This window comes from Mesorhizobium sp. Arg314 (genome assembly GCF_053714275.1).
In genome coordinates this window covers 1-3,127 of record NZ_JBSKBP010000130.1, presented here as the reverse complement: position 1 = coordinate 3,127, position 3,127 = coordinate 1, and the positions used below count along the sequence as shown (strand labels likewise).

Genomic DNA, 3,127 nt, shown 5'->3' with positions numbered 1-3,127 from the left:
CCATCGCGACGCCCGTGGTCAAAGAGAAGGGCAATTCTGCCCCAGTAGGCGCCAAAGTCACCTTGATCCAAATCAAGATTCTGCCCTGGTCGGTTGGGCATCTTTCGACGCTGCCGCTTACAAGATCACACTAGTCCAGGACGAGCGCCGCCAGCCCCTGCCTCTTGACCACAGACGTGAGTTCAGCGCCATCCCGCTCGGCCGCTTGGCGCCTGCGCCCACTTCTGCACGGTCATTCCGACAGTCGAACAGCGAAGGGCTGCGCCAAAGCCGCCAGCTCCGAAAACACGCGCAACGCCTACGCCAAGGACTGGCGCCATTTTACCGGCTTGGTGCCCGCCGCGAGGGCTTCGAGCCGCTGCTACCGTCCAGCCAGGTCATCGGCCCCTACATCGGCGCCTTAGCCGCCGGCGAGCCGAGGCAATAGGAGGGTCAAATCCTCATTTCGCTTGACAGCGAAACATTCCGTTCGAGCAAGCCGATGAGATGGGCACTTCAAGTTGCCGCACTGGTCAGCATCGCGTTGGCAGCCGCGCCGCTGACCACGGACCGAAGCATGAACCCGGGGATGACCTCGATAGGAAGGCCGCGAAACATCGGTCGCCCGATGACCGGTGCGAAGGTACCCCAAAAAGAAAGAGACCCTAGAAGTGCCGCCAGCCAATGTGGCCCAGCCGCGAGGCACCATTTTCTCAGGCATTAGACGCTTGACGTCAGGCTGTCGTCAAGAAGGTCTCCTAATCAGTTTCTGCCGCCGCTGTGCTGTTGCCCGACCCAACCGGCCTATTGTGCGGCACGCCTGCTTGCGTACTTCCTCCCCGCGGGCAGGGCGCCATTCAAGAGATGCGCGAAAAGGCAGCTCTGACAAATGAAGGACTGTAGAAAAGTGGCTTTACCGATAATGATTGCGTCGCCGGTTGGCGACCCGGCGTTTGCAGCTGAGACGCTTGGAGAGTTTGGACACCTATCAAGGGACCCTGTCGATCGACCGGGGATGGGCTGCCGGCTGGAATGACGGGCGTTGGCAGATGTGCATTCGGTTGGCGGCGGGTTTGGTCTCGTCGGTTATGGCAGTGTTGGTCGGCGCGACGACTGCGAGCGGGCAGGAGACCAGCCTTGTCGACATCCGTCAGGGTTCAGAGCTCACCGAAGCCGCGCGCCGCCTAGGCCAGGGTGGTTACGAGCTGTCGGACGGCACCTGGGTATCTTTCGATAAGTGGTTTCATAGCCGCTGGATCGACATGCGATTTGAAATGTTGACGCAGCTGTCAGACGATTTCGGTCTGCTGTGGGGCGCGAGCACGGGTCAGCGCGCCGAAAAGCTCCGCATCGCGCCAAGTGTGGAACTCGGCTTTGTCGTGCAAAAGCGACTGAGACCGTCCACCACGCTTTCTCTCACCGTCAGATCGATCTTGGGCGGGAACCTGACGGAACAACCCTGCACGGCTTACTATGGCGCGATCGGCGGCGTCCAAGCGGCGAATTGCCGCCTTGCGGCTTCACAAATCCAGCCTGCGGAGACGTTGAAATATCTGTCAAACCTCCAACCAAACCGACTGAAACTCGAACTCCGGTTCACGCATCGGTTCTAGTGATGGTGAACGGCGTGGGCGGGACATTTCGCCAATGAACAACAAATCCAGACAGGAAGATTAATATGCGCAAGATCCAATCGTTGCCGGTAGCGCTCGTTGCCGGCCTCGGGCTCCTCCTATGCCTGTCGGCAAAAAGTGGTTTCGCTGGTGACCTCAGCGATGGGGCCGGCGTCGCAAAGCTTCCAGCTGCAGGGAGCAGTAGCTCGGGCTGCCCACAAAACGCCGACGGCACCTTTTGTTGGATGAGCCCGGACATTGGCCAGGCTTGGGCATCAGGCTACACCGGTTATGGTGTGTCGGTAACAATCGTGGATAACTTCACCTTCTATCCCGGAATTGAAGGGGATCTCGGCTTTGGCCCAAAGAGCCAGTTACACGGGCAATGGGTAGCCGAAATAGCTGGCATGGTGGCCCCTGGGGCAGACATGTTCGAGCGTGACTATGTGGACGAGACCACCCCGATCAACCTGCCCGATGGCCCCAATGTCATCAATTTGAGCTACGGCCTTCCTAATCCAGTAAGCGACTATCGGCTTTCTCAGTCGATCGTCGACGTGGCCCGGGCAGGTACTGCCTTCATCGCGAAATCTGCCGGCAACGATGGCATCCGGATAGGTGCCCCGACGACAGAAGGGGAGCTGGATTTCCTAGCTCTCGATCTGGAGGGAGCGCCATCAACAATTTTTGTCGGTGCGCTCGACCACAATGGCACGCCCGAGAACAAGGCTGAGCTGGCCCCCTATTCGAATTACCCCGGCTCGATCCCGGAGCTGCAGAACCAGTTCCTGACTGTAGGTGTTGAAGATGACAAAACCGGCCTACCGGGAACATCTTGCGCGACGGCTGTGATTTCGGGTTATGCCGCCATCCTGGGCAGCAAATTCACAACAGCGACACCGATCCAGATCAAAAATCAGTTGCTGGATACGGCCAGGACCGACACGATCGTCAACTATCGTCCGGAGACTTACGGCCGCGGCGAAGCCAGCCTCTCGAGGGCGCTGGCGCCCGTTTCGATCCGATAAAAGAGTGGATCGATCGCCGATCTGAAATTGCTGCGAGGCGGTGCACGCCGCAACGGCGACGCGGTTGCCGCCGGCGTGCTCGGCCTTGCCGCCGGCGCGCTGATCGTTGGCGCGTTGGCCAATAACCGGCCGCCGCCGCGCGATTACTACGATGGCGATTACTATGATCGCGATGTACGGGTGCGCCCGGCACCGGTTCGCCGCTACTATGCGCAGCCGCGCATCGTCTATGCCGACCGCAACGCCGAGCCGTGGACCCGTGGCTGGTACGAATATTGCTTTGACCGTTACCGCACCTTCAACTCGCGCACCGGCACCTTCACCGGCAATGACGGCGAGCAGCATTTCTGCGTCGCCAACTGAGGCTTCCCAGCCCAGGCAAAAGCGCTGGCCTTGCGGTCAGCGCTTTTTGTTATTCTGTTTGACCGCCTTAACAGGATGCTGAAAAACGTTTTTGGTCCGGCCGACTCGTGGCTTTGATTCTGTTTTGTTCGCTTTTCGATTCTC

3 protein-coding genes are annotated in these 3,127 nt (G+C 59.5%); all 3 read left to right on the top strand.

Going from position 1 to position 3,127, the window contains the following annotated elements:
- Positions 1 to 956 precede the first annotated feature (956 nt).
- The 3 genes from ACWGS9_RS34360 (at position 957) to ACWGS9_RS34350 (ending at position 2,983) form a co-directional block, all read left to right on the top strand.
- Complete coding sequence (locus tag ACWGS9_RS34360) at positions 957 to 1,592, top strand: hypothetical protein (RefSeq protein ID WP_454509374.1); 636 nt, start codon at positions 957 to 959, stop codon at positions 1,590 to 1,592.
- Positions 1,593 to 1,657: 65 nt separating this feature from the next.
- Complete coding sequence (locus tag ACWGS9_RS34355) at positions 1,658 to 2,620, top strand: S8/S53 family peptidase (protein ID WP_454509373.1); 963 nt, start codon at positions 1,658 to 1,660, stop codon at positions 2,618 to 2,620.
- A gap of 27 nt (positions 2,621 to 2,647) precedes the next feature.
- Positions 2,648 to 2,983: a BA14K family protein gene (locus ACWGS9_RS34350; protein ID WP_454509372.1), complete on the top strand. Its 336-nt coding sequence runs from the start codon at positions 2,648 to 2,650 to the stop codon at positions 2,981 to 2,983.
- The last annotated feature ends 144 nt before the right edge of the window (positions 2,984 to 3,127 follow it).

What these genes read in the sequence shown, in the direction of transcription:
- ACWGS9_RS34355 (WP_454509373.1), top strand. Translation starts at nt 1,658, where the DNA reads ATGCGCAAGATCCAATCGTTGCCGGTAGCGCTCGTTGCCGGCCTCGGG.